The organism is Rhizobium leguminosarum (assembly GCF_004123835.1).
Lineage (GTDB): Bacteria > Pseudomonadota > Alphaproteobacteria > Rhizobiales > Rhizobiaceae > Rhizobium > Rhizobium leguminosarum_M.
In genome coordinates this window covers 826,814-848,955 of the sequence record NZ_MZMU01000003.1, presented here as the reverse complement: position 1 = coordinate 848,955, position 22,142 = coordinate 826,814, and the positions used below count along the sequence as shown (strand labels likewise).

Below are 22,142 nucleotides of genomic sequence, written 5' to 3'. Positions count from 1 at the left end.
CGACATTCAAGAGAGCCTCATCCTGAGGTGCCCCGCAGGGGCCTCGAAGGACGAGGCGGGCGCGCCGACGCTTGATGCATGCAAGAAGCAGCGTTGCCGCGTGTCCCTCGGGGCTCCGGCCTTTGGCCTCCGCGCCTTCTGCTCCCCCGACAACAAAAGGGCGACCGAACGGCCGCCCTTTCGTCGATCAGGAATGAACGCTCAGAGCTGTTCCAGCATCGCGGCAGCACCCGAGACTGTGGCCTGGCCGGGGCTTTCCTCGACGTTGAGGGCTTTCACCACGCCGTCTTCCACCAGCATCGAATAGCGCTTGGAGCGGAGGCCGAGGCCGCCGGCGGAGAGGTCGGCGTCGAGGCCGACGGCCTTGGTGAAGCCGGCATCCCAATCGGCGAGGAAATGGATCTTGCCCATGCCGCCGGAGGATTGCGCCCAGGCGCCCATCACGTGCCAGTCGTTGACGGCGACGACGGCGATGTCGTCGACGCCCTTGCCAAGGATGGTGTCGCGGTTTTCGAGATAACCCGGCAGGTGGTTCAGCGAGCAGGTGGGCGTGAAGGCGCCCGGCACGGCGAAGAGCACGACGCGCTTGCCGGCGAAGAGCTGATCGGTGGTGATTTCGACCGGGCCGTCAGCCGTCTTTTCCTTGAAGGTGGCGGCAGGAAGCTTGTCGCCGATCGCGATGGTCATGGTCTTCTCCTTGAGTTCTGGCTTTGGGGATTCCGGCTTGGTAGCGGCGGGCGCCGCAGGGGATCGAGGCGACTATAGGAGCCCATCATTGAAAGGCAAGGCCGGTCATTCGAAGGCAAGCGTCGTCTCCATCGCCCTTTCACCGTCGATGACCAGCACGCTCCATTGCTTACCTGATATGTCGTAATCCTTCGGCAGCTTGCCGATTGACATATCGACCTTGAAGGTGGCGCCATCGCGCTTGCCGCCGATCTGCTTGGTGAAGGCATAACCGCTCGGGCCGGTGACGATGATATCGGGCACGGCCTTCCCCTCACCCGGCCCCCCGGCCGGCAGAGCGAGTGTCAACGACAGCGTCTTCCTGTCAGGCGACATCGCATGCGCCGTCACGTCGAAATCCTGCGATGGCGGCTTCGGCAGCCTCGCATCGGCGGCCTGAAGGATCGCCTCCTCCTGCGGGTGCGACTGGATGGCGGGGCCAAGCTTCAGCTGAAAATTCGCCTGGAAGGGAATGCAGATATCCTTGCAGATGCCGATGAAGGCGGCGGCGTCGATCGTAACCGGGCCTTTGCCGGCCGCCGTCAGCGACAGCGGCAGCGTCACCGGCGCGTCATAGGCGATATCCTCGATCGCGCCCTTGAAAAAATGCTTCGGAACGGGATAGGCGATGGCATCGAGCGTGACGCCGCTTTCCGCCGCGATGGTGATCTGGGGCGGAATGCCGCTGTTGCCGGGCTCTTTCCAATAGGTGATCCAGCCGGGCTTCGGCTCGATCTGAAGGGCGGCGCGGATTTTACCGCCGGTATCGGGCGCGAGCGCCACGAGGCGCATGCGGCCGCCCTCGTTGTCCGCCCAGGCGCTCATTTCCGCATGGGCGGAATAAAATGGCACAAGGGCTGCGGCCACCGACACAGCCGCGATTAAAAGCCTGCGCGGGCCTGAGGAAATAATCATCATGGAACAAAGGTTTACCGAATGTGGTGTTTGGCCGCCAGAAGTCGCGGCAATTTAAATCTTCATTTTCAGTTGATTGATGTGTGACATTGGCCCATGTTTCTTTTGTCGAGGCCTTGGTGCGGTCTAGCAGCAGGAGGAACGATGTCCTTATTGACGCTGAAGAACAGACGGGAACGTGGCTTCTTCGATGGCCAGTTCCTGATCGCCATGCCGGGCATGGAAGACCGCAATTTTGCGCGCACGGTGATCTATATCTGCGCGCATTCCGATGCCGGCGCCATGGGCTTCGTCATCAACCGGCCGCAGAGCCTCACCTTCACCGATGTGCTGCTGCATCTCGACATGATCAAGCAGGAAGATTCGATCGTGCTGCCGAAGCGGGCGCGCGATTTCCCGATCCAGACCGGCGGCCCGGTGGAAAGCGGCCGCGGCTTCGTGCTGCATTCGGACGATTATTCCAGCGACTCCAGCATTCCCGTCAGCGACGACATCTGCCTGACGGCGACGCTCGACATCATCCGCGCCATCTCCAAGGGCGATGGGCCGACGAGGGCGACGATGCTGCTCGGCTATTCCTCCTGGTCGGCCGGCCAGCTCGAAAGCGAGGTCGTCAACAATGGCTGGCTCACCTGCCCGGCCAATGAGGAATTGATCTTCGACCGCAGCCTCGACGACAAATACGAGCGGGCGCTTGCCGGCATGGGCGTAACCGCTGCCATGCTTTCGGCCGAAGCCGGCCATGCTTGAGAGTTGGCCTGACAGCAGCTGACCTGGCGGCAGCGGGAACGAATAGCCGCGAGTGACGTTTCATTTCGGCAAGCATGGACACGAGGCCCATGCCGACCAAGGAGACATCACAGATGGGTAGCACCAGCGACAAGATTTCCGGCAAGACAAACGAAATTGCCGGCAAGACCAAGCAGGCCGTCGGCAAGGCGACCGACGATCGCGAAATGCAGGCCAAGGGCGCCGTCCAGGAAGCCAAGGGCAAGGGACAGGTCGCGACCGGCAAGGTCAAAGATAAGCTCAAGGGCGCCGTCGACCGGCTCTGAGCAATAGTGCATCCTTCAAGAACCATGCCTGCTGCGCCCCTCGCGCAGCAGGCATTTTTAATCCCCCACCCTCATGCTTTGCAGAGATAGACAAGATGAAGCTTTTTGCCTGCGACAATTGCGATCAGGTCGTCCACTTCGACAACCGTCGATGCGTGCGTTGCAACCATCGCCTCGGCTTCCTGCCCGGCGATCTCGCGATGCATGCGCTGGAGCCGCGCGACGAGGCGCTCTGGCAGCTCGTTTCCAATCCCGATCGCGACGTCCGCTTCTGCGCCAATGCCAGCCTCGACATCTGCAACTGGCTGGTGGACGGCGATGGCGAAAGTGAATTCTGCGTTGCCTGCCGCCATAACCGGCTGGTTCCGAACACCGACACCCAGGACGGCATCGATCGCTGGCGGCGCATCAGCCAGGCGCAGCGTCATCTGTTTTATTCGCTGCTGCGCTGGAAGCTGCCGCATCCGGATCGAGCGCAAGATCCGCAGGGCGGCCTGGTCTTCGATTTTCTCGAGGATTCGATCGAGAGCAACGGCTATATCGTGCCGGCCATGACCGGCCACGAGGAAGGCCTGATCACCATCCGCGCCGCAGAGGCCGACGATGCCACGCGCGAACAGGCGCGCAGCTCGATGAACGAACCCTATCGCACGCTACTCGGCCATTTCCGCCACGAGGCCGGCCATTTCATCTGGAACAAGCTGGTGCGCGATCGGGGCGGCCTTGCCGATTTCCGCACGGTCTTCGGCGACGAACGGCAGGATTATATGGCAGCCCTCCAGACCCATTATGCCGGCGGGGCGCCCTTGGGATGGCCGGACAATTTCATCAGCGCCTATGCGGCGTCGCACCCCTGGGAGGATTTCGCCGAATGCTTCGCGCATTACCTCCATATCGTCGATACGCTCGAAACCGCGCGCGCCTTCGGCATCGCCATCGATCCGCGCGGCCATGAGGAAATCGCCGGCGAGGTGGATTTCATCCCCTACAGGGCAAGAAGCGCCGAACAGCTGGTCAGCGCCTGGGTGCCGCTCAGCATCGCGATCAACGCCATCCAGCGCAGCATGGGCCAGCCTGACTCCTATCCCTTCGTGCTGTCTTCGCCCGTCGTCGCAAAGCTCGAATATCTGCACCGGCTGATCCAGGGCGCGGCGACCGCGCCGCAGCAGCGGGCGGCGTGAAAGAGGTTCGGGCGCGCTGCTTGCTCCCTCTTCTCCCCAGCGGGGAGAAGGTGGCCCGAAGGGTCGGATGAGGGGGCCGCACGGCACACCATTCATTGCCCGTCGCTTGCGCTCAGCGCATTCGCTCCTAACGTCGCTCACCCCCTCATCTGCCTGCCGGCATCTTCTCCCCGCTGGGGAGAAGGGGGATGTGGCAGCGCCGTATCCTCTCATCCGTCAGGAGCCCGAAGGAACAGCAGGAACTCGGCATCGGAACAGCGCGGTTCTCTTGCTTCGAGTCAACTGGCGCGCGCCATCTTCAGCGAAGAGCTTAGATTCCTAAAACGAAACCGCCTTGCCCTTCTTGAAGGGCTCCATGCCCCGGCGGGCGAGTTCGTCGGCGCGTTCGTTTTCCGGGTGGCCGGCATGGCCCTTCACCCAGTGCAGCGTCACCTTGTGGCGGTCACGGGCCGCCTCCAGCGCCTGCCAGAGCTCGGCATTCTTCACCGGCTTCTTGTCGGCGGTTTTCCAGCCGTTCTTCTTCCAGCCGAAAATCCACTTGGAAATACCGTCCTTGACATAGGCGCTGTCGGTATAGAGATCGACCTCGCAAGGGCTCTTCAAGGCCGATAGCGCCGAGATCGCCGCCAGCAATTCCATGCGATTGTTGGTCGTATCCGCCTCGCCGCCGCAAAGCTCCTTTTCGACGTCTCCATAGCGCAGCACCGCGCCCCATCCACCGGGGCCGGGATTGCCGGAGCATGCGCCGTCGGTAAAAATATCGACGTGTTTCATAGGCTCAATCCGTATTCCGCTGGCGATTTGATCTGGCGGTGGAACCGCAGCTTGCGGAGATATTCGAGCGGGTCCTTCTTGGTGACCATGGCTCCCTCAGGCGTCGTCAACCAGTCGTAGAGCCGGGTCAGGAAGAACCGCAGCGCCGACCCACGCGACAGCACCGGCAGGGCTGAGATTTCGACGTCGCTCAGCGGCCGAACGCTCTGGTACCCCTCGAGCATCGCCGTGCCCTTGGTGATGTTGTAGGCGCCGTCCTTCTCGAAACACCAGGCATTCAGGCAGATCGAGACGTCATAGGCGAGCAGGTCGTTGCAGGCGAAATAGAAATCGATCAGGCCGGAGAGTTGATCGCCGAGGAAGAAGACGTTGTCGGGGAAGAGGTCGGCGTGGATGACGCCGGCAGGCAGGCCACTCGGCCAGGCGGCGGAGAGAAAATCGAGTTCGCTGCGGATCTCGGTCTGCAGGCCGGGCTCGACCTCGCCGGCGCGCACCTCGGATTTTTCCCAGAGCCCCCGCCAGCCGTCGATCGACAGCGCATTCGCCCGCTTCAACTCGAAACCGTCGCCGGCCACATGCATCTCGGCCAGCGCCCTGCCGACCTCGCGGCAATGTTTCGCCTCCGGCTTTCTCAGCCACATGCCTTCGAGGAAGGAGATCAGCGCCGCCGGACGGCCAGACAGCGAGCCGAGCAGCGCGCCATCCCGGCGCGACAGCGGCAGCGGGCAGGACAGACCGCGAGCGGAAAGATGCTGCATCAGGCCGAGGAAGAAAGGCAGGTCGCTCTTTTCCACCCGCTTCTCATAGAGCGTCAGGATCAGCGGATCCTTGGAGGTATGAAGCAGGAAGTTGGAGTTTTCGACGCCTTCGGCAATCCCCTTGTAGGAGAGCAGCGTGCCTGCGTCATATTCCGTCAGGAACCATTTCAGATCGTCTTCGGCGATATCGGTATAGACTGCCAAGTGAGGTCTCGTCTCTGCATTATGGATGAAGGATTGCCCAGGCCGCAATGACGACCTAGCCGTTGACGAAGGCCATGTCGGCGGCCGTCAGCTCGATGCTGCGCAGTTCGCGGTTGACCAGAAAATTTTCGGTTTCCTGTACCGTTTCGGCCAGCTCAACGCGGGCGTCGAAGCGGGCGCGGAAAGCCTCGATGATCTCGTTGACGATAACCTCGGGGGCGGAGGCGCCGGCGGAAAGGCCGAGCGTTGAAATCGCGCCGATCTCGTCCCAGTCGAGCTCGGCGGCGCGCTGCACGAGGATCGATTTCTTCGCCCCTGCCCTGAGCGCCACTTCGACGAGACGCTTGGAATTGGACGAATTCGGCGCGCCGACGATGATGAAGAGATCGCAGCCGGGGGCTGCCTGCTTCACCACTTCCTGGCGGTTGGTCGTCGCATAACAGATCGAGTCCGCTGCCGGCGCCGTCAGGTTCGGGAAGCGCTCGTGCAGGCGGGTGATGACGCCGGCCGTATCGTCGACAGACAGCGTCGTCTGGGTGACATAGCCGAGATTGTCGGGATCGACGGGGACATAGGCGTCGGCATCCTCGATCGTCTCGATCAGCGAGACCGACCCCTCCGGCAGCTGACCCATAGTGCCGATCACCTCAGGATGGCCGGCATGGCCGATGAGGACTACATGGCGGCCGAGGCGATTGTGGCGCATCGCCTGCTTGTGGACCTTGGAGACCAGCGGGCAGGTGGCGTCGAGATAGAAGAGGTTGCGGCTCGCTGCATCCTCCGGCACGGATTTCGGCACGCCGTGGGCGGAAAAAACCACCGGCTGGGCGCGATGTTCGGCCGGGATCTCGTCCAGTTCCTCGACGAAGACGGCGCCCTTGGCCTCCAGCCCTTCGACGACATAACGATTGTGGACGATCTCGTGGCGCACATAGACCGGCGCACCATAGGATTTCAGCGCCAGCACGACGATCTGGATCGCGCGGTCGACGCCGGCGCAGAAGCCGCGCGGACCGCAGAGCCTGATCGTCAAAGGAGGTTTCGCCGCAATATTCATGTCTGTTCCGGGTTGAGAGATTTAGGGACCTCTAGCCCAAAATGGTCGAGAATTGAAGTGATACTATTGCTGAGGTGTCTTGGCCCCCTTGCGGAACCAGGAGATCGCCACCACGACGACCAGCACGGCGGCAAGCCCGTACCAGGTGAAAGCATATTGCAGATGGTCGTTCGGCAGATCCACCTGGGTGACGCCGCCGATTGGCAGGCCGGCCGGATTGGGGGTGGAATCGGCATCGACGAAAAAGGGAATGACGCTCGCTTTCTCCAGCCCGACGCTCGCGGCCATGACGTCGAGATCCTTCCAGTAGAAGATGTTCTTGGCGACGTCGTTGTCGGGCACCACCCAGGAAGGCTTGCCGGGAAGCTTTTCGCGCGCCAGGCCGGTGACGGTCTGCTGATCCGTCAGCTGGCCCTGCATGCGCATTTCCGGCTCCTTGTTGTCATAGGGAACGAAGCCGCGATTGACGAAGAGAATGCGCCCGTCGGCAAGCTCCAGCGGGGTATAGATGTAATAGCCGGTCTGGCCGCGCCAGGTGGCGAAGAAGTGCCGCTCCTTGTTGTTGATATAGCGGCCGGTAGCGGTGACCTTGCGGTATTCGATGTCGCCACCTGCAGCCATCATCGCCTCGATGTCGGCAAGCGGCACGGGGCTTGCTGCCTGCCGCGCGGCGATATCGGCGATCAGGCCCTCCTTCCAGTGGAGGCGCTCCACCTGCCAGGTGCCGAGCGAAATGAGGATGGCAAGGGCGATCAGCACCAGGATGCCGGTGAAAACCGGCAGCCGGCGGCGCGGCGCGGCATGGTCGATATCAGTCACTCAGGCGTCCTTCGCGGGCATTATGGCGGTATTGCATGGCGATCAGGATGCCCTTGAACCAGCGTAGCGTCAGCAGCGACAGGATAATCGTCAACGGAGCGAAGAGCAGGATATGCACCCAGATCGGCGGCCCGTAATTCACCTGCAGCCACAGCACCATGCCGATGACGATGAAGCCGACGATGAGGATGACGAAGACGGCCGGGCCGTCACCGGAATCGGCAAAGGAATAATCGAGGCCGCAGGCCGCACAGCGCGGCTTCACGCCGAGCAGTCCATCGAACAGCTTGCCTTGCCCGCAGCGCGGGCAGCAGCCCTTGATGCCGGTTTTCACCGGATCGACGGGGGGAAAGTGGGCGCTGTCCTCGTTCATTCCACTCCTTCTGGCCATTCCTTCCGGCAGCCTTGGTGGCCGCGGCGCGATGCCGCCTTAACTCTCCCATAAAGTATTCGCAGGACGAAGGGAAATGCCTGCGTGATTTCGTCCCGCTGATAGTTCCTCACATCGGAATCGATGTGAGGAACTATCAGCAATTCAAAGTGTTACAGCGTCCTTGCCGCGTCAGAAAAGTCGCGCGGCGCTGTAATGATTCGCGCCAAACAGAAGAAGAAGACTGATGACCAATGATAGCCATTCCGTGCAGATCATTATCCTGAACGGCGCGCCGCGGAGCGGCAAATCGAGCATCGCGCGCGCCGTACAGGAACACTTCGAGGGGCCGTGGATCAACCTCGGCGTCGACAGCTACAATGCCATGACACCGAAACGCTACCTTCCGGGCATCGGACTGCGGCCGGGCGGCGAGCGGCCGGACCTGGAGGAACTGGTGCCGTTCTTTTATGCGGCGCTCTACGAATCGATCGCCATCCATGCCAGCCTGGGGCTTAATGTCATCGCCGATCTCGGCCACCACGACAGCTATTCGCAGCCGCTCGGCATCCTCGGCGATTGCGCCCGGCGACTGGAAGACTTTCCCGTGCTGTTCGTCGGCGTGCGCTGTCCGATCGAGACGATCATGCAGCGGCGCGACATTGCCCAGGAAGGGCGCGAGACGCTTTATCTGCGTGCCACGGAGGACGTGCCTGTTCCAGAACCGGTGCAACGCTGGCAGGATGAGGTTCATCGTCCTGGCATCTACGATATGGAGGTCGATACATCCGTGCTGACGCCGCTCGAATGCGCCGAGGCGATCCGCCACCAGTTGGATCTCGGTATTCCCGAGCCTTCGGCCTTAGAACGGATCGCTGGAGTACGCTGAGCCGAAAAAGCGGCCCGAGCCGCGCCTCAGATTGATGGCAAATCGGCACCTCGACTAAAGAGATCGGCGACCGTCCCTCCATCCGGCTGCCCCCGCAAATGGGGCGAAGGAAATGCCGCAACGTCTCGATTCCCTCTTCTCCCCTCGGGGAGAAGGTGCCCGTAGGGCGGATGAGGGGGCCGGCAAAGCCAGTCTTTCCGAATAAGGCCCATGCGGGTTCGACCGCGCTGGCATGGTCTCGACCGTATCGGCGCGGTTGGATAGGCGATCACGAGAGGGGTGTGCCGTGTAGCCCCCTCATCCGCCTGCCGGCACCTTCTCCCCGAGGGGAGAAGAGATTTGCGGCAACCTCCACTGCCCGTCCCACGATGACGGAGCGTGGGGAACCGCCAACAAAAAAGGCGGGCACCAGGCCCGCCTTTTCTCAAGTTTCGTTCCGGTCAGCCGGCTGCGACGGGTGCGCCCCAGCCGCCCCAGACGTAGATGCAGAAGAACAGGAACAGCCAGACGACGTCGACGAAGTGCCAGTACCAGGCTGCCGCCTCGAAGCCGAAATGCTGTTTCGGGGTGAAGTCGCCGCGCAGCGCACGGATCAGGCAGACGCCCAAGAAGATCGTGCCGACGAGGACGTGGAAGCCGTGGAAACCGGTCGCCATGAAGAAGGTCGCGCCGTAGATCGAACTCTTGAAGGCGAACGGGGCGTGAGCATATTCGTAGGCCTGAACGGCAGAGAAGAACATGCCAAGCAGCACCGTCAGCGTCAGGCCCTGGATCAGGCCCTTGCGGTCGTTGTGCAGCAGCGCATGGTGCGCCCAGGTGACCGTGGTGCCCGACAGGAGCAGAATGACGGTGTTGTAGATCGGCAGGTGCCAGGGGTCGAGAACCTCGATACCCTTCGGCGGCCAGGTGCCGCCGGTATAGAGCAGACGCGAGGCCTGGATCGCTTCGTTCGGATAGAGGCTGGCGTCGAAATAGGCCCAGAACCAGGCGACGAAGAACATCACTTCCGAAGCGATGAACATGATCATGCCGTAGCGCAGGTGCAGCGAGACGACACGGGTGTGGGCGCCCTCATGGGCTTCCTTCACCGTATCGGCCCACCAGCCGTACATGACGTAGAGCACCAGCGCGAAGCCGATATAGAAAACCCAGGGATTGGCAAGCTCGAAGCCGGCGACCTTGAACGAACCGCCGTTCAGGTAGCGCATGTAGGAGACGCCGCCGAGCGCCATGATGAAGGCGCCGAGCGAGGCGAGAATCGGCCACGGGCTCGGATCGATGATGTGGTAGTCGTGATTCTTCTGATGAGCATCGGCCATGTCGCTATCCCCGGATGTCTTCCTTCACTCCGCTCCCGGCATAACCGGAAACGAGCCTTGATCAAAGTTTCTTTTCAATCTTCTCCGCTCCACCCTCATTCGAAGCCACCGGCTTCGGACCCTCTTTCGGGTAGAACGTATATGACAGCGTAACCGTATGGATATTCTTGGATTCCACCGCCTTGACGATTTCAGGATCGATGTAGAACACCACCGGCATGTCGAGCTTCTCGCCCGGCTTCAGGTCCGTTTCCGTAAAGCAGAAACATTGCACCTTGTTGAAATAGACGCCGGCTTCGCCCGGCGTGACGTTGAAAACCGCCTGGCCGCGCTGGGTCTCGTTCGAACGATTCTCGGCGGTGAAATTGACCTGGATGGTCTCGCCGATCTTGGGATTGACCTCGCGCTCGACCGGCTTGAAGTCCCATTGCAGGCCGGGGGCGACATTGGCGTCGAAGGTGACGCGCATCGTGCGATCGAGCACGACGCTCGAAACCTGGTCGACGCGCTGCGTCGTGCCGTTATAGCCGGTCACCTGGCAGAAGATGCGGTAGAGCGGCACGGCGGCATAGCTCATCGCGCCCATGCCGAAGACGAAGCTCAGGCACATCATGACGACGGCGCCGTTGTTGCGGCCCTGCTTCTTCGGTGCGGCGGCGTTTTCGCTCATCCAGCCATTCCTCCGCCGATCTTCACGATGGTGATCGCGTAGAAGAGAATGACGAGGCCGGCAAGCACCAGCCCGAGGGCGATGTTGCGGTTGCGGCGCGACTTGCGCTGCGCTTCCGTGAGCTTGAGCAATTCCATCAGAACCAACCTCCCGCATGCGAGACCAGCACCGACGCCAGCCGGTCGATCATCAAGGCGGAGAACACGGCGAAAAGATAAAAGATCGAGAAACCGAAGAGCTTCTTCGCCGGGATCATCTTCAGATCGCCGTCGGGCATGCGCCAGACGGCGATGGAACAGTATATGAAGATCGCGCCGAGGGCGGCGGCGACAAAGCCGTAACCGAGGCTCGCGAAACCGAGGAAGGACGGCAAGACCGCGCAGACGGCGGTCAGCACCGCATAGGCGACGATCTGATGCTTGGTCACCCGCTCGCCGGCGACGTTCGGCAGCATCGGCACGCCGACGGCCTCGTAATCGCGCATCTTGAAGAGGGCAAGCGCCCAGAAATGCGCCGGCGTCCACAGGAAGATGATGAGGAACAGAACGGTGCTCTCGATCGTCACGCTGTTGGTGACGCAAGCCCAGCCGATCATAGGCGGGAAGGCGCCGGCGGCACCGCCGATGACGATGTTCTGCGGCGTCGAGCGCTTGAGCCACATGGTGTAGACCACGGCATAGAAGAAGATGGTGAAGGCGAGGATGCCGGCCGAGAGCCAGTTGACGGCCAGGCCGAGGATCACCACCGAAAAGCCCGACAGGACCAGACCGAAGGCGAGTGCCTCGGAGGGCGCGATGCGGCCGGCCGGGATCGGACGGTTGGCGGTGCGGCTCATGATGGCGTCGATATCGGCGTCATACCACATGTTCAGCGCGCCGGAGGCGCCGGCGCCGACGGCGATACAGAGAATTGCGATCAGGCCGAGGACGGGATGGATGTGGCCCGGCGCCAGCACGAGACCGGCAAAGGCAGTGAAGACCACGAGCGACATGACCCGTGGCTTCAACAATTCGAAATAATCGCGCGCACTCGCTTCCGACAATTCGCCGTCCTTTGCAAGCGCCCCGTGATTGTCGATGACCGTCATCATTCCGTCCTGAATGTCTTACGATCAGGACGCCGTATCGAATGCGGCGTCCTGATGTCCGCGCAATTTACTTGATGCGCGGAAGCTGTTCCCACTGGTGATAAGGCGGCGGCGAAGGCAGCTGCCATTCGAGCGTCGTTGCACCCTCACCCCACGGATTGTCGCCGGCGACACGCTTCCTGGCGAAGGCTTCGAAGACGCCGTAGAGGAAGATCAACACACCGAAGGCCGAGATGTAGGAGCCGATCGAGGAAACGTAGTTCCAGCCGGCAAAGGCATCCGGATAATCGATGTAGCGGCGCGGCATGCCGGCGAGGCCGAGGAAGTGCTGCGGGAAGAACACCAGGTTGACGCCGATGAACATGATCCAGAAATGCAGCTTGCCGACCAGCTCGTTGTACATGTAGCCGGTCATCTTCGGGAACCAGTAGTACCAGCCGGCGAAGATCGCAAAGACGGCGCCGAGCGACAGAACGTAGTGGAAGTGAGCCACGACGTAATAGGTGTCATGCAGCGAGCGGTCGAGACCGGCATTGGCGAGCTGGACGCCGGTGACGCCGCCGACCGTGAACAGGAAGATGAAGCCGATCGCCCAGAGCATCGGCGTGCGGAACGAGATCGAGCCGCCCCACATCGTCGCGATCCAGGAGAAGATCTTCACGCCCGTCGGAACGGCGATGACCATCGTCGCGAAGACGAAGTAGCGCTGCGCGTCGAGCGACAGGCCGACAGTGTACATGTGGTGGGCCCAGACGACGAAGCCGACGGCGCCGATCGCGACCATGGCGTAGGCCATGCCGAGATAGCCGAAGATCGGCTTCTTCGAGAAGGTCGAGATGATGTGGCTGACCATGCCGAAGCCCGGCAGGATGAGGATGTAGACCTCGGGGTGACCGAAGAACCAGAACAGGTGCTGGTAAAGGATCGGATCGCCGCCGCCTTCCGGAGAGAAGAACGCAGTGCCGAAATTGCGGTCGGTGAGCAGCATGGTGATGCCGCCTGCCAGAACCGGCAGCGACAGCAAGAGCAGGAAGGCGGTGATCAGCACGGACCATGCAAACAGCGGCATCTTGTGCAGCGTCATGCCGGGAGCGCGCATATTGAGGATCGTGGTGATGAAGTTGATCGCACCGAGGATCGACGAGGCGCCGGCAATGTGGAGCGCGAAGATCGCAAGATCGACCGCCGGTCCCGGCGTGCCGCTTGTCGCCAGCGGCGGATACATCGTCCAGCCGCCACCCGTGCCATAAGCGCCTGCCGGGCCTTCGACGAACATCGACAGCAGCAGCAGCGCGAAGGCGGGAACGATCAGCCAGAAGGAGATGTTGTTCAGACGCGGGAAGGCCATGTCCGGCGCGCCGATCATGATCGGCACCATCCAGTTGGCGAAACCGCCGATCATCGCCGGCATGACCATGAAGAAGATCATGATCAGCGCGTGCGCTGTCGTGAACATGTTGAACATCTGCTTGGCGCCGTCGATCGCGGCATCGCCCTCATAGCCGTAGACCATCGAGGCCAGGCCGTGGAAGATCTGGATGCCAGGATCCTGCAGCTCCATGCGCATGGCAACCGACAGCGCGCCGCCGATGATGCCGGCAATGATCGCGAAGATCAGGTAGAGCGTGCCGATGTCCTTGTGGTTGGTCGAGAACAGCCAGCGATTGGCAAAGCTCGGCTTGTGCCCGTGATCGTGATCGTCATGCGCGTGGTCATGATGGGCGGCGTGATCATGAGAATGATCGTCGTGAGCGGAAGGTCCAGCCATTGTCCCGATCCCCTTAATTACTGTGCTTCGGCGACGTTGACGGTCTTTGCGGGACCATCGGTTGCGGCCATGAGTGACTTGTAGGCGCCGGGCAGGTCGCTGGCGGCTGCGGTCAGCCACTGCTTATACTTGTCCTCGGAGACGACGCGGATGGCGATCGGCATGAACGCATGGTCCTTGCCGCAGAGCTCGGAACACTGGCCGTAGAACAGGCCTTCGCGCTCGGCCTTGAACCAGGTCTCGTTCAGGCGGCCCGGCACGGCATCGATCTTGACGCCGAAGGACGGCATGGCGAAAGCGTGAATGACGTCGGTGGGTGCTGCGGTCACGAGAACGCGGACCGTCTTATTGACCGGCAGGACCAGTTCGTTATCGACGGCGAGAAGACGCGGATAGATCGACTTGTCTTCCTTGCCGGCGGCCGGGCGATCCTGATCCTTCAGCAGGAAGGAATCGAAAGCGAGCGGGCTTTCGCCCGAACCTTCATATTCGTAGTTCCACTGCCACTGGGTGGCGGTCGCCTTGATCGTGACGTCGGGGTTTTCGGGCAGCGTCAGCTGCGCCGTCAGCAGGTTGAACGAAGGAATGGCGAGAAGAAGCAGCACCAGGACCGGCCCCACGGTCCAGGCAATCTCGATCAGCGTGTTGTGGCTCGTCTTCGAGGGAACCGGGTTCGCGCTGGCGCGGAACTTGACACAGACGACGATGAGCAGGACCAGTACAAAGAGCGTGATCGGAACGATAAACCACAGGGTATATTGTTCGAACCAGTGGATTTCCCGCATGATCGGCGTTGCCGCCGGCTGCAGCGTCGCCTGCCACGGCGTGGGCTGGTCGGCATATGTGCCGGAAGCAAAAAGCAGACAGACCAGCGTGGTCAGGGCTGCATAAGCCTTCTTCATCACCTTATTATCTCCCTCGAGCGCTTGACCTGCAAAATAGAACGCAGAATCCTTGCCATCTTCAGCGCTTCAAACCACAGTTTGGCATTCGCCGCAACAGGTCAGAGCAATTGTCTATGCGGCATTTTTGCTCAAAGCATAGGCAGGCCAGAACGGCAAAACATCCCAAGTTTTTCATCAGCATATGAAAAATCGGCTTTCCGGCCAATCCGTGCGCGACACATTATTTCGCAAAGGTCCAATTTCCGCCGCAGTCCCCCGGTTTTCACGGGGTGGGGCTTTTCATTTTTGGTGGGCAGCTTCAACAATAGCCGCAATGATTCGATATCCAGAGGTTTCCATGGGTTTCCGTTCCCTCGCGCAGTCGCTTCTCCTGGCTGCCAGCATCGCGGCCGCAGCGACGACGCCCGTTTTCGCACAGCAGCAACCCGCCCCCTCGCAGGCCAAGCCTCCGGCTGCCGCACCGGCACCTGCTCCCGCCCCGGCGCCGCAACAGCCGAGTGCCGCCAAACCGAATGTCGAACCGGTGACACCCGGCCAGACACAGCCGCCGGCGCCCGGCACGGTGAAGTCCAATCATGGCGCATGGTCCGTCGTCTGCGACAAGCCGGCGGGTGCGGCCACCGAGCAATGCGCTCTGATGCAGAATGTCATCGCCGAGGATCGGCCGGAGGTTGGGCTTTCCGTCGTCGTCCTGAAGACGGCCGACCGCAAGTCGAAGATCCTGCGCGTGCTCGCGCCGCTTGGCGTGCTGCTGCCGAACGGCCTCGGGCTCAATGTCGACGGCAAGGATATCGGCCGCGCCTATTTCGTCCGCTGCTTCGCCGATGGCTGCTATGCCGAAGTCGTGCTCGAGGACGAGCTGCTCAAGACCTTCCGCAGCGGCGCGCAGGCAACCTTCATCGTCTTCCAGACCCCGGAAGAAGGCATCGGCATCCCCGTCGACCTCAAGGGCTTCGCCGAAGGTTTCGACGCTCTGCCGTGAGGTCAATTGGCGGCTTCCGTGGGTCCGCCCCTCCCAGGCGGCGCGGAGGGTAGGTCGTTACGTCTCGATTCCCTCTTCTCCCCAGCGGGGAGAAGGTGCCCGTAGGGCGGATGAGGGGGCCGGCGAAGCCGGTCTTTTCAACAAAGCCCATGCGAGCTTCGACCGCGCTGGCATCGTCCTCGACCCGCGCTCAGGGTCTTGAGAGCGCGCGGTGTTATCGTGGGCGAACCGGGAATAGGATTTACGTGAGGATGTGCCGTGCGGCCTCCTCATCCGCCTGCCGGCACCTTCTCCCCGAGGGGAGAAGAGATTGCGCCGCGCCCTCTCCGTTCCCCGCCTGCTCATCGCGTGGTACGTTCCGTCTCGCCACATCATCCTGCCCAACAAAGAATAATTCGACGGCAGGGCTTCACTCCTTATTATATTGAGCCCTATCTAGATGACTAAGTGCATTCCCGAACGCATGCCCATTGGAGCCATATCATGACCACCGATCTCCTGACGCTTTTCGATGCCGACGAAGCTACGATGCGTGGCCTTGTCGCCGAGGCCTTGTCCGGCGCCGATGACGGCGAACTGTTCATCGAGCATGCGCAGGCGGAAGCGCTGACCTTCGACAATGGCCGGCTGAAGGGTGGCAGCTTCAACACCGAGCAAGGGTTCGGCCTGCGTGCCGTTGCCGGCGAAGCGGTCGGCTATGCCCATGCCGGCGATCTCTCGGTGGCGGCGTTGAAGCGGGCGGCCGATGCCGTCGGCGCGGTGACGCGCGGCTATTCCGGCTCCTATGCGGCCGCACCCCAGGGCACCAACAAGAAATTCTACAGCGATGAGAACCCGATCGGCCAGCCGAGCTTCGAGGAGAAGGTCAAGGTCCTGCAGGACATCGACGCTTATCTCAGGGGCAAGGATGACAAGGTGCGCCAGGTGACGGCCTCGGTCGCCGCAAGCTGGCAGGTCGTCGATATCCTGCGCGCCGACGGACACCGCGTGCGCGACATCAGGCCGATGACGCGCATCAACATTTCGGTCATGGTCGGCGAAGGCGAGCGGCAGGAGAGCGGCTCCTATGGCAGCGGCGGGCGCATCGGCTTCGGTGATTTCATCGCCGAGGGCAGCTGGCAATACGGCGCGGACGAGGCGCTGCGCCAGGCGCTCGTCAATCTCGAGGCGATCGATGCGCCGGCGGGCACGATGGACGTGGTGCTCGGCTCCGGCTGGCCGGGCGTGATGCTGCACGAGGCGGTCGGTCACGGGCTGGAAGGCGATTTCAACCGCAAGAAGACCTCGGCCTTTGCCGGCCTTCTCGGCCAGATGGTCGCCGCTCCCGGCGTCACCGTCGTCGATGACGGCACGATCGACAATCGCCGCGGCTCGATCACCATCGACGACGAGGGCACGCCGTCCGCCTACAACGTGCTGATCGAAAACGGCAAGCTCGTCGGCTATATGCAGGATCGGCAGAATGCCCGGCTGATGGGCATGGCGCCCACCGGCAACGGCCGCCGCCAGGGCTATTCCCATGTGCCGATGCCGCGCATGACCAACACCTATATGCTCGGCGGCGACAAGACACCTGAGGAAATCATCGCCTCGGTGAAGAAGGGCATCTACGCCGTCTCCTTCGGCGGCGGCCAGGTGGACATCACCTCCGGCAAGTTCGTCTTCGGCTGCACCGAGGCCTATCTGATCGAGAACGGCAAGGTCGGCGCGCCGATCAAGGGCGCGATGCTGATCGGCAACGGCCCGGATGCGATGAAGCGGGTGTCGATGATCGGCAACGACATGAAGCTCGATACCGGCATCGGCAATTGCGGCAAGGCCGGCCAATGGGTTCCGGTCGGCGTCGGCCAGCCACATCTGCGCATGGATCAGATGACGGTCGGCGGCACGCAGACCTGAGGCGAAAGGATTCACTGATGGCGGAGGTCGAAATCAGACCCTTCACAACCGATGACGCCGATGCCGTGCTTTCGGTGATCCTGCCGATCCAGCGCGAGGAATTCGGCATCGACATCACCGTGGATGCGCAGCCGGATCTCAGGGTCATCCCGGATTTCTATCAGTCCGGGAAGGGGCAGTTCTGGGTCGCCGTCAAGGATGGCGCTATCGTCGGTACGGTCGGGCTCAAGGATATCGGCAACAACCAGGCGGCGCTGCGCAAGATGTTCGTCTCAGCTGAGGTTCGCGGCTCCGAGCATGGCGTGGCCGCACGGCTTCTCGATCGGCTGTTTGCCCATGCCAGGGATGCCGGCCTCACCGATATCTTCCTCGGCACGACGGACAAGTTCGTCGCCGCGCACCGTTTCTACGAGAAGAACGGCTTTAGCGAGATCGCCAAAAGCGCCCTGCCCCGCGCCTTCCCGCTGATGGCGGTGGACAGCAAATTCTACCGCTATAAGGTCGGCTGACTTAAGCTGCGAGAGAATCCTTGTGCGGTTGACGAGGGACAGCCTCGCCTAAAGCGCGTCACATCGAAATGCCGTCGTCCCCAAACACATTGCGCATTTTCGGCGCCTTGGATCAGCTCTTCGACGTTTGCGCCGGCTGAAACAGCCACTTGCGTTCGATCGCGGCGGCAAGGTCGATATCGTTGTGTCGGGCGAAGAGCAGGAGGTGGCCGAGGACGTCAGCGGTCTCGTCGGCAAGGTCTTGCTGCATATCTTCCGGTGAACGCCCCTTCGCACGACCGCGCCCGGTCAGCCGGTTCCAGGCCTGTGTCAGCTCGCCCATTTCCTCCTGCAGTTTTAGAAGGAACCAATCGGCATCACGCTCAATGCCGTGGGCCGCAACATGGGTGGAGGAAGAAATTTCGAACTGGTCGGCGAGACGGCGCAGCATAGGCGTTCTCCTTTTGTTTAGGGAGGAGACGCTGATTCCCGCTGCTTGTCCAGAGTGGATTGTCCAGACCGCCGGGCGGCGATCAGCCGTGGTCCGGCAGCAGCATGCAGTCATAGGAGCGCTGCTTCAGGGCATCGCAGGCCGAGACGGCGGCATCCTTGCTGACGAAACCGACGAAGCGGGCGCGATAGATCTTGTTGGCCCCCTGCCCGACCGCTTCGGTATAGGGCGAAGCGGAAACGAGCGGCGCGCCACCTTCCGACTGCGCCTGGGCGAGAAGCGCACGCGCCGCATCGGCGCTCGGTGCGGCTGAGATCTGGATCTGCCAGTCGCCATTGGTCTTCTCTGCCGATGTCTTCGGCGTCTTGCCGGCGTTCAGGATCTCGTCCATCGCGACGGGACGCTCCAGCGGCACGACGGCGTCATCGGCATAGGCAAGGCTCTTTGCTGCGAGATCGTCGGCCGGGCGCGGTGCGTTGAGCGGCACCGGAACATCGGAGGCCTCGGCGGCGGACGCGACTTCGACGGGTTCCCGCGCGCCGACGCTCGCCATCAGCTTTGCGCCGCCGGAAGACGAGGCGCGGCCGAGATAACGGTCGAGCAAACCAGCCATCTTGGCGTCGCGGCTGCGGGCGGTGCGGCCGCCGAGCACGACGCCGACCACGCGGCGGTTGCCGTCTCTGACGGCGCTGACGAGGTTGAAGCCGGAAGCGTTGGTATAACCGGTCTTGATGCCGTCCATGCCCTGGTAGCGGTACATGAGATTGTTGTGGCCGCGCACCGTTCGGCCGCGGAAATTGAAACTGGCCGTCGAAAACAGCCGGTATTCGTTCGGATAATTCTTCATCAGCGCGATGGCGAGCGTCGACATGTCACGCGCCGTCGTGACCTGACGGCCGTCCGGCAGGCCGGAGGCGTTGACGAAGACGGTGCGGCTCATGCCGAGCTGGCGGGCTTTGGCCGTCATCACCCGGGCAAAGCCGCTTTCCGAGCCGGCGAGCTTCTCGCCCATTGCGGAGGCGGCATCATTGGCGGATTTAACGATCATGCCATAGACCGCCTCGCGCACGGTGATCGTGCCGCCCGCCTTGACGCCAAGCTTGGTCGGCGGGCGTGCGGCGGCGTATTTCGACATCTTGATCGGGGTGTCCCAGGTGATCTTGCCGCGCTTCAACGCCTCGAAGGTGAGATAGAGCGTCATCATCTTCGTCAGCGAGGCCGGATGGTTCAGCGTATCGGCGTTTTCGGCGGCGAGAACCTTGCCGGTCCGGGCATCGAGGATCAGCGAAGCGTTGCCGGCAAGGGCCGCAAGTGGCGCCGAAACGGCAAGCGTTACGGTCAAAACAGCCGCCAAAAGCTTTCTCATGCACTTTCCCCTCATACCCTGGCCCCTCATACCCTGGCCCCTCATACGCTTGGCCCGTTATGCGCCGGCTCTCGGTCAGACCGGCATTTGTGCCGTAATGTGACAGAAGCCGTAAGTTTGGCGCGACTTTGAGGCAACGCCTAACATTTTTCTAGTCTTTTCACCGTCTTGGTAAACAAGAAATGAAAGACCCGTGCCGGATCGGGATTCAGCAAGGCTTAAGTCGCGCTTGATAGTTTCCGCAAAAGGCAGGGGACAAGCGCCGCATGACGGGACAATTCAAGCGATTGGGCAAGCGACTGGCGATTGGCGCCGGGCTCGAGTTTTCCTGGCTGCTCGCATTGGCCGGGCTGATGCGCGAAGCACGCGGGCGCGGCGTCGTCTTCACGCTGCATCATGTCCGCCCTCACCTGCCCCAGGCTTTCGAGCCGAATGCGCATCTCGAAATCACCCCCCGTTTTCTCGATGCGGCGCTGCGGCAATTGCGGCGGGAGGGCTACCGCTTCGTGCCGCTCGGCGAGGTGCCGACGCTGCTGGCCGAGCCGGAAGGCGCAAGGCCCTTCGCGGCCTTCACGCTCGACGACGGATACAGCAACAATCTGGAACATGCGCTGCCGGTGTTCGAGCGGCATCAGGCGCCGTTCACAGTGTTCGTCGCCAAGGGTTTTGCCGAAGGCTCTCACAGCATCTGGTGGGAAACGCTCGCCGTCCTCTTGCGCCGGCCAAGCGAAATCCACTTCGATTTCGGCCGCGGCAGAGAGCGGCTGGCGTTCGACAGCCCGCAGGAGCAATGGCATGCCTTCGACCGCTTTGCCGCCTATATCCACGGCTCCGACGAGGCGCGCGCGGTTGCCGCCATCGATCTGCTGGCGCGCGAAAACGGCATCGAGCCGACGGATATCGTCCGCGAGCTGGTGATGGGGCCAGGCGAATTGCAATGGCTGGCGGCTCATCCGCTCGCAACACTTGGCGCCCATACGATCAGCCATCGGGCGCTCGCCCGGCTGCCGGAAGCCGAAGCGCGAATCGAAATGCAGGTTTCGGCGGACTACGTCGAGGCGGTGACCGGCATCCGTCCCGAGACGATCGCCTATCCCTATGGCACGCCGGCGGCTGCGACCGCCCGCGAGGCGCGCATCGCTCGCAATCTCGGCTTTACCCTTGCCGTCACCACGCAGCCCGGGTTGCCGGCAGCGCAATTGACCGGCTATCTCCCGCGCATTTCGCTCAACGGCTTCTACCAGAAGCGACGCTACGTCTCGGCGCTCGCCTCCGGCATACCGTTGAAGCTGATGGGCAGGTAAAGCCCGTTACGGATACATCCGCACCTTGTCCCATTCGCCTTCCGGTGACGGCCGGCGAAATTCGACGCGGTCATGCAGGCGGAATTTCTGGTCCTTCCAGAATTCGATCGAGGTCGGGCGGATGCGGAAGCCGGACCAGTGGGCCGGGCGCGGGATCTCGCCGATGGCATAACGCGCGGTATATTCGGCCACGGCCTTTTCCAGCGCGAAACGGCTTTCGAGCGGGCGGGATTGTTTGGAGGCCCAGGCGCCGATCCGGCTGCCGCGCGCCCGCGTCTTGAAATAGGCGTCCGCTTCGGCATCGGTGACGATCTCGACGGGGCCGCGCAGCCTTACCTGACGACGCAGGCTTTTCCAGTGAAAGCACATGGCCGCCTTTTTCTGGCCGAGAATTTCGCGGCCTTTCTGGCTCTCGAAATTGGTGTAAAAGACGAAACCGTCGTCGTCGAATCCCTTCAGGAGAACCATGCGGACATTGGGAAGACCATCCTCATCGACCGTTGCCAGCGCCACCGCATTGGGGTCATTGGGCTCGGAAGCCTCGGCTTCTTTCAGCCATTCGGCAAAGAGCTTGAAGGGCTCGCCACTTTCGGTAAAGTCACCGCTTGTTAACTCGTTTGCCGACATATTGGTTCAAATGCCCCGGATTATTCAAAACTCGCCCAGCTTTTGATAACTGGACAGGATGCAGGGTGGAAGTCATAGCAAAGTCATCTCGCCATACAAAGGGCCTGCGGCGACGCAGCAGCGCGTTCTTCGTCATCGGCGTCGCGATGTTGTCGCTGTCCGGCTGCGTCGGCGGCGGCATGGATTTCCTGAGTGAAGCCAAGGTCGACCGGTCGGTGGCAACCGGCACCGTGCCGCAGACGCCGCCGAGCACCGACACGCTTTCCGACGAAATGACCGTGCGCAATGCCGTGACCTCGGCCGACGTGCAAAGGCTCGAGGGCCAGCCGCTTCCCTGGGCGAACGCATCGACCGGCAGTGCCGGCGTCATCGATACGATCGTCGAGAATAACGAGTCCGGCCAGGTCTGCCGCCAGTTCCGCACGACCCGGCATTCCTATGTCGGCATCGCCAAATTCTACGGCAAGACCTGCCTCGTCGGCGGCGGCAACTGGCAGCTTCTGAGCTTCCAGCCGGAAAGCTGATCCG

At 62.2% G+C, this 22,142-nt stretch carries 25 protein-coding genes; 9 read left to right on the top strand and 16 right to left on the bottom strand.

Annotated features, from left to right (window positions below):
* Nucleotides 1-201: 201 nt before the first annotated feature.
* Both B5P46_RS07840 and B5P46_RS07835 read right to left on the bottom strand, forming a co-directional pair.
* Nucleotides 202-687, bottom strand: a complete 486-nt coding sequence (locus B5P46_RS07840) for a peroxiredoxin (RefSeq protein ID WP_011650769.1) — start codon at nucleotides 685-687, stop codon at nucleotides 202-204.
* 105 nt (nucleotides 688-792) lie between these two features.
* Nucleotides 793-1,644, bottom strand: coding sequence for a protein-disulfide reductase DsbD domain-containing protein (locus tag B5P46_RS07835; protein ID WP_129418184.1), 852 nt, complete (start codon nucleotides 1,642-1,644; stop codon nucleotides 793-795).
* A gap of 141 nt (nucleotides 1,645-1,785) precedes the next feature.
* Here B5P46_RS07835 and B5P46_RS07830 point away from each other — a divergent pair, with 141 nt between their 5' ends.
* From B5P46_RS07830 to B5P46_RS07820, 3 genes are all read left to right on the top strand, one after another.
* Nucleotides 1,786-2,391: a YqgE/AlgH family protein gene (locus B5P46_RS07830; protein ID WP_129418183.1), complete on the top strand. Its 606-nt coding sequence runs from the start codon at nucleotides 1,786-1,788 to the stop codon at nucleotides 2,389-2,391.
* 113 nt (nucleotides 2,392-2,504) lie between these two features.
* Nucleotides 2,505-2,696 carry a CsbD family protein gene (locus B5P46_RS07825; RefSeq protein WP_129418182.1) on the top strand — a complete coding sequence of 64 codons (192 nt, stop codon included), beginning with the start codon at nucleotides 2,505-2,507 and terminating at the stop codon, nucleotides 2,694-2,696.
* Nucleotides 2,697-2,791: 95 nt separating this feature from the next.
* Entirely contained in the window at nucleotides 2,792-3,877 is a 1,086-nt protein-coding gene (locus B5P46_RS07820; protein ID WP_129418181.1) for a zinc-binding metallopeptidase family protein, read from the top strand.
* A 318-nt stretch (nucleotides 3,878-4,195) separates the two neighbouring features.
* Here the strand turns inward: B5P46_RS07820 and rnhA are convergent, their stop codons facing one another.
* The 5 genes from rnhA to B5P46_RS07795 all read right to left on the bottom strand — a co-directional run bounded on the left by rnhA (nucleotide 4,196) and on the right by B5P46_RS07795 (nucleotide 7,862).
* Nucleotides 4,196-4,651 (bottom strand): ribonuclease HI, encoded by a 456-nt coding sequence (gene rnhA / locus B5P46_RS07815; RefSeq protein ID WP_003545999.1) that lies wholly within the window; start codon nucleotides 4,649-4,651, stop codon nucleotides 4,196-4,198.
* Nucleotides 4,648-5,613, bottom strand: coding sequence for a homoserine kinase (locus B5P46_RS07810; RefSeq protein WP_129418180.1), 966 nt, complete (start codon nucleotides 5,611-5,613; stop codon nucleotides 4,648-4,650). Before B5P46_RS07810 ends, rnhA begins: the two co-directional genes overlap by 4 nt.
* 55 nt (nucleotides 5,614-5,668) lie before the next feature.
* On the bottom strand, nucleotides 5,669-6,670 hold the full coding sequence (gene ispH / locus B5P46_RS07805) for a 4-hydroxy-3-methylbut-2-enyl diphosphate reductase (RefSeq protein ID WP_003545997.1): 1,002 nt from the start codon (nucleotides 6,668-6,670) through the stop codon (nucleotides 5,669-5,671).
* Nucleotides 6,671-6,733: 63 nt separating this feature from the next.
* Nucleotides 6,734-7,489 (bottom strand): SURF1 family protein, encoded by a 756-nt coding sequence (locus B5P46_RS07800; RefSeq protein ID WP_129418179.1) that lies wholly within the window; start codon nucleotides 7,487-7,489, stop codon nucleotides 6,734-6,736.
* Nucleotides 7,482-7,862 (bottom strand): DUF983 domain-containing protein, encoded by a 381-nt coding sequence (locus B5P46_RS07795; protein ID WP_003545995.1) that lies wholly within the window; start codon nucleotides 7,860-7,862, stop codon nucleotides 7,482-7,484. The genes B5P46_RS07800 and B5P46_RS07795 overlap by 8 nt, the downstream gene beginning before the upstream one ends.
* Before the next feature lie 244 nt (nucleotides 7,863-8,106).
* Between B5P46_RS07795 and B5P46_RS07790 the strand changes: the two genes are divergently transcribed.
* Complete coding sequence (locus B5P46_RS07790; RefSeq protein WP_129418178.1) at nucleotides 8,107-8,748, top strand: chloramphenicol phosphotransferase CPT family protein; 642 nt, start codon at nucleotides 8,107-8,109, stop codon at nucleotides 8,746-8,748.
* A 440-nt stretch (nucleotides 8,749-9,188) separates the two neighbouring features.
* Here B5P46_RS07790 and B5P46_RS07785 read toward each other — a convergent pair whose 3' ends face one another.
* The 6 genes from B5P46_RS07785 to coxB all read right to left on the bottom strand — a co-directional run bounded on the left by B5P46_RS07785 (nucleotide 9,189) and on the right by coxB (nucleotide 14,494).
* Nucleotides 9,189-10,067, bottom strand: a complete 879-nt coding sequence (locus B5P46_RS07785) for a cytochrome c oxidase subunit 3 (protein ID WP_129418177.1) — start codon at nucleotides 10,065-10,067, stop codon at nucleotides 9,189-9,191.
* Nucleotides 10,068-10,128: 61 nt separating this feature from the next.
* Complete coding sequence (locus tag B5P46_RS07780; protein WP_129418176.1) at nucleotides 10,129-10,737, bottom strand: cytochrome c oxidase assembly protein; 609 nt, start codon at nucleotides 10,735-10,737, stop codon at nucleotides 10,129-10,131.
* Nucleotides 10,734-10,874 (bottom strand): hypothetical protein, encoded by a 141-nt coding sequence (locus B5P46_RS34305; protein WP_164986459.1) that lies wholly within the window; start codon nucleotides 10,872-10,874, stop codon nucleotides 10,734-10,736. Before B5P46_RS34305 ends, B5P46_RS07780 begins: the two co-directional genes overlap by 4 nt.
* Nucleotides 10,874-11,824 carry a heme o synthase gene (locus B5P46_RS07775; protein WP_129418856.1) on the bottom strand — a complete coding sequence of 317 codons (951 nt, stop codon included), beginning with the start codon at nucleotides 11,822-11,824 and terminating at the stop codon, nucleotides 10,874-10,876. Before B5P46_RS07775 ends, B5P46_RS34305 begins: the two co-directional genes overlap by 1 nt.
* A gap of 67 nt (nucleotides 11,825-11,891) precedes the next feature.
* Nucleotides 11,892-13,592 (bottom strand): cytochrome c oxidase subunit I, encoded by a 1,701-nt coding sequence (ctaD, locus tag B5P46_RS07770; protein WP_129418175.1) that lies wholly within the window; start codon nucleotides 13,590-13,592, stop codon nucleotides 11,892-11,894.
* 17 nt (nucleotides 13,593-13,609) lie between these two features.
* Nucleotides 13,610-14,494, bottom strand: a complete 885-nt coding sequence (coxB, locus tag B5P46_RS07765; protein ID WP_129418174.1) for a cytochrome c oxidase subunit II — start codon at nucleotides 14,492-14,494, stop codon at nucleotides 13,610-13,612.
* A 316-nt stretch (nucleotides 14,495-14,810) separates the two neighbouring features.
* Here coxB and B5P46_RS07760 point away from each other — a divergent pair, with 316 nt between their 5' ends.
* The 3 genes from B5P46_RS07760 (at nucleotide 14,811) to B5P46_RS07750 (ending at nucleotide 17,887) form a co-directional block, all read left to right on the top strand.
* Complete coding sequence (locus B5P46_RS07760; protein ID WP_206735322.1) at nucleotides 14,811-15,479, top strand: invasion associated locus B family protein; 669 nt, start codon at nucleotides 14,811-14,813, stop codon at nucleotides 15,477-15,479.
* A 483-nt stretch (nucleotides 15,480-15,962) separates the two neighbouring features.
* The gene (gene tldD, locus B5P46_RS07755; RefSeq protein ID WP_129418172.1) at nucleotides 15,963-17,378 is read left to right on the top strand and encodes a metalloprotease TldD; all 1,416 of its coding nucleotides are present in this window, start codon (nucleotides 15,963-15,965) and stop codon (nucleotides 17,376-17,378) included.
* 17 nt (nucleotides 17,379-17,395) lie between these two features.
* Nucleotides 17,396-17,887 (top strand): GNAT family N-acetyltransferase, encoded by a 492-nt coding sequence (locus B5P46_RS07750; RefSeq protein WP_129418171.1) that lies wholly within the window; start codon nucleotides 17,396-17,398, stop codon nucleotides 17,885-17,887.
* Nucleotides 17,888-17,999: 112 nt separating this feature from the next.
* Here B5P46_RS07750 and B5P46_RS07745 read toward each other — a convergent pair whose 3' ends face one another.
* The gene (locus tag B5P46_RS07745; protein WP_129418170.1) at nucleotides 18,000-18,317 is read right to left on the bottom strand and encodes a MazG nucleotide pyrophosphohydrolase domain-containing protein; all 318 of its coding nucleotides are present in this window, start codon (nucleotides 18,315-18,317) and stop codon (nucleotides 18,000-18,002) included.
* 82 nt (nucleotides 18,318-18,399) lie between these two features.
* A complete protein-coding gene (locus B5P46_RS07740) occupies nucleotides 18,400-19,683 on the bottom strand; it encodes a D-alanyl-D-alanine carboxypeptidase family protein (protein WP_129418169.1) in 1,284 nt (427 codons plus the stop codon).
* Between the two features lie 266 nt (nucleotides 19,684-19,949).
* On the opposite strand from B5P46_RS07740, the gene B5P46_RS07735 reads away from it, so the two are divergent.
* Nucleotides 19,950-20,987, top strand: a complete 1,038-nt coding sequence (locus tag B5P46_RS07735) for a polysaccharide deacetylase family protein (protein ID WP_129418168.1) — start codon at nucleotides 19,950-19,952, stop codon at nucleotides 20,985-20,987.
* Between the two features lie 6 nt (nucleotides 20,988-20,993).
* On the opposite strand, the gene pdxH is transcribed toward B5P46_RS07735, so the two are convergent.
* Nucleotides 20,994-21,614 (bottom strand): pyridoxamine 5'-phosphate oxidase, encoded by a 621-nt coding sequence (gene pdxH, locus B5P46_RS07730; RefSeq protein WP_028742776.1) that lies wholly within the window; start codon nucleotides 21,612-21,614, stop codon nucleotides 20,994-20,996.
* Between the two features lie 65 nt (nucleotides 21,615-21,679).
* On the opposite strand from pdxH, the gene B5P46_RS07725 reads away from it, so the two are divergent.
* The gene (locus tag B5P46_RS07725; RefSeq protein WP_129418167.1) at nucleotides 21,680-22,138 is read left to right on the top strand and encodes an RT0821/Lpp0805 family surface protein; all 459 of its coding nucleotides are present in this window, start codon (nucleotides 21,680-21,682) and stop codon (nucleotides 22,136-22,138) included.
* Nucleotides 22,139-22,142: the final 4 nt, after the last annotated feature.

Bases quoted from the DNA above. Each gene is read 5' to 3' on its own strand.
- B5P46_RS07740 (WP_129418169.1), bottom strand. From the start codon at position 19,683: ATGAGAAAGCTTTTGGCGGCTGTTTTGACCGTAACGCTTGCCGTTTCG.
- B5P46_RS07825 (WP_129418182.1), top strand. From the start codon at position 2,505: ATGGGTAGCACCAGCGACAAGATTTCCGGCAAGACAAACGAAATTGCC.
- rnhA (WP_003545999.1), bottom strand. From the start codon at position 4,651: ATGAAACACGTCGATATTTTTACCGACGGCGCATGCTCCGGCAATCCC.
- pdxH (WP_028742776.1), bottom strand. From the start codon at position 21,614: ATGTCGGCAAACGAGTTAACAAGCGGTGACTTTACCGAAAGTGGCGAG.
- B5P46_RS07745 (WP_129418170.1), bottom strand. From the start codon at position 18,317: ATGCTGCGCCGTCTCGCCGACCAGTTCGAAATTTCTTCCTCCACCCAT.
- ctaD (WP_129418175.1), bottom strand. From the start codon at position 13,592: ATGGCTGGACCTTCCGCTCACGACGATCATTCTCATGATCACGCCGCC.
- tldD (WP_129418172.1), top strand. From the start codon at position 15,963: ATGACCACCGATCTCCTGACGCTTTTCGATGCCGACGAAGCTACGATG.
- B5P46_RS07795 (WP_003545995.1), bottom strand. From the start codon at position 7,862: ATGAACGAGGACAGCGCCCACTTTCCCCCCGTCGATCCGGTGAAAACC.
- B5P46_RS07735 (WP_129418168.1), top strand. From the start codon at position 19,950: ATGACGGGACAATTCAAGCGATTGGGCAAGCGACTGGCGATTGGCGCC.
- B5P46_RS07830 (WP_129418183.1), top strand. From the start codon at position 1,786: ATGTCCTTATTGACGCTGAAGAACAGACGGGAACGTGGCTTCTTCGAT.
- B5P46_RS07750 (WP_129418171.1), top strand. From the start codon at position 17,396: ATGGCGGAGGTCGAAATCAGACCCTTCACAACCGATGACGCCGATGCC.
- B5P46_RS07760 (WP_206735322.1), top strand. From the start codon at position 14,811: ATGATTCGATATCCAGAGGTTTCCATGGGTTTCCGTTCCCTCGCGCAG.
- B5P46_RS07840 (WP_011650769.1), bottom strand. From the start codon at position 687: ATGACCATCGCGATCGGCGACAAGCTTCCTGCCGCCACCTTCAAGGAA.
- B5P46_RS07820 (WP_129418181.1), top strand. From the start codon at position 2,792: ATGAAGCTTTTTGCCTGCGACAATTGCGATCAGGTCGTCCACTTCGAC.
- B5P46_RS34305 (WP_164986459.1), bottom strand. From the start codon at position 10,874: ATGGAATTGCTCAAGCTCACGGAAGCGCAGCGCAAGTCGCGCCGCAAC.
- B5P46_RS07790 (WP_129418178.1), top strand. From the start codon at position 8,107: ATGACCAATGATAGCCATTCCGTGCAGATCATTATCCTGAACGGCGCG.
- coxB (WP_129418174.1), bottom strand. From the start codon at position 14,494: ATGAAGAAGGCTTATGCAGCCCTGACCACGCTGGTCTGTCTGCTTTTT.
- B5P46_RS07835 (WP_129418184.1), bottom strand. From the start codon at position 1,644: ATGATGATTATTTCCTCAGGCCCGCGCAGGCTTTTAATCGCGGCTGTG.
- B5P46_RS07775 (WP_129418856.1), bottom strand. From the start codon at position 11,824: ATGACGGTCATCGACAATCACGGGGCGCTTGCAAAGGACGGCGAATTG.
- ispH (WP_003545997.1), bottom strand. From the start codon at position 6,670: ATGAATATTGCGGCGAAACCTCCTTTGACGATCAGGCTCTGCGGTCCG.
- B5P46_RS07785 (WP_129418177.1), bottom strand. From the start codon at position 10,067: ATGGCCGATGCTCATCAGAAGAATCACGACTACCACATCATCGATCCG.
- B5P46_RS07780 (WP_129418176.1), bottom strand. From the start codon at position 10,737: ATGAGCGAAAACGCCGCCGCACCGAAGAAGCAGGGCCGCAACAACGGC.